Origin of the sequence: Cohnella terricola, from assembly GCF_007786475.1 — a bacterium.
GTDB classification, from domain to species: Bacteria; Bacillota; Bacilli; order Paenibacillales; family Paenibacillaceae; genus Cohnella; species Cohnella terricola.
Genome location: NZ_VNJJ01000036.1, coordinates 1 through 1,627, shown reverse-complemented (window position 1 = coordinate 1,627; position 1,627 = coordinate 1). Strand labels below are relative to the sequence as shown.

At 45.1% G+C, this 1,627-nt stretch carries 2 protein-coding genes; both read left to right on the top strand.

Annotated features, from left to right (window positions below):
- Positions 1–70: 70 nt before the first annotated feature.
- Complete coding sequence (locus tag FPZ45_RS25115) at positions 71–748, top strand: helix-turn-helix domain-containing protein (protein ID WP_144707404.1); 678 nt, start codon at positions 71–73, stop codon at positions 746–748.
- Complete coding sequence (locus FPZ45_RS25110; protein ID WP_144707403.1) at positions 706–1,626, top strand: IS3 family transposase; 921 nt, start codon at positions 706–708, stop codon at positions 1,624–1,626. The genes FPZ45_RS25115 and FPZ45_RS25110 overlap by 43 nt, the downstream gene beginning before the upstream one ends.
- The last annotated feature ends 1 nt before the right edge of the window (position 1,627 follow it).

Sequence of the window (1,627 nt, the reverse complement as noted above, 5' to 3'; positions counted from 1 at the left end):
TCTGATATGCTCCCCATACGGTAGACAGGTGAAATAATAAAAAACCTGTTTACTGTGGGGAGCATTTTTCATGTCTAAAAACAAACTGAATGCTTTAGAAAAATTAGCTATTCTTCAAGAGATCGAAAGTGGTCATATTGGATTTAGAGAGGCTGTTAAGAAGTATGGCTTTGCCATGTCCACACTCGCGAATTGGCAACGTCGTTATCGGTTGTACGGTTACGAGGGATTAGAAGTTCGCACACACAATCGTAGTTATTCCGATGAGCTTAAGCATCTAGCGGTTATGGACTATCTGAATGGAGGATTGTCGCAGAACCAAATCATCGATAAGTACAGGATCTCTTGTCGAGCACAGCTATTCAATTGGGTTAAGAAGTATAATGGTCATAGCAGCTTAAGAGCTTATTCAGGGGGAGTAACAGCTATGACCAAGGGACGTTCTACAACATTGCAGGAGAGGATCGACATTGTCCTGTACTGCCTTGCAAATGGACAAGACTACACGAAGACAGCGAAGCAGTTCCAAGTTTCCTACCAGCAAGTGTACGGATGGGTTAAAAAGCACGAAGCAGGCGGTCAGGATGCGTTAAAAGATGGCAGAGGTCGTACAAAAGCGCCTGAAGAGCTAACCGAAGCAGATCAGCAGAGGCTTGCCATGAAGAAGCTTGAGCACGAGATGGAGCGGCTTCGAGCGGAGAATGCATTCTTAAAAAAGTTACACGAATTTCAAAGGAGGCGTCGCTGAGCCAACATCATCAGGAGAATGTTTACCTCGTGATTCAAGCCGTTCGGGAGACGGAATCGCTAAGCATTCAGCTTCTGTGCAAGGTTGCGGGAATTCCAAGGTCAAGCTATTACAAATGGCTTAACCACAAGCCTAGCCAGCGAGAATTGGAGAACCAAGAGCTGACGGAAGTCATGATGGCTTTGTATAGAAAAGTCGAGGGCATCTTCGGGTATCGTCAACTCACACTACATATGAGTAGCGAAACGAAAAGACAAATTAACCACAAACGTGTACAGCGCTTAATGAAGATACAAGGAATTCAATCGGTGATCCGTAGAAAGAAAAAGAAATATCCGCGTTCTACACCGCAGCATATCGCCGAGAATTTACTCAATCGGCAATTCCAAGCGGAAGCTCCGAACGAGAAATGGGTTACAGACGTAACGGAGTTTAAGTACGGTTCTGGCCAGAAGGCTTATTTAAGCGCTATTCTCGATCTCCATGATAAATCGATTGTATCTTACGTGCTGGGCCGTTCAAATAACAATCCGCTCGTATTTAAGACGCTACAACTAGCGCTAGAAGCTGCCCCGGACAGCACCCCAATGCTCCACAGTGACCGCGGCTACCAATATACCTCTACAAGTTTTAAGGAGAGGCTAGACACCGCTGACATGAAGCAGAGCATGTCCCGAGTAGGTCGTTGCATCGATAACGGACCAATGGAATCTTTCTGGGGAACACTGAAATGTGAGAAATATTATTTGCATTCGTACCAGACTTTTGAGCAGTTGAAGAACGATATTGATGACTACATGCACTTTTACAATAACGAACGATTGCAGCAAAAACTAAACGGCCTCAGTCCCATACAGTTCAGGACCAAGGCCGCTTAAT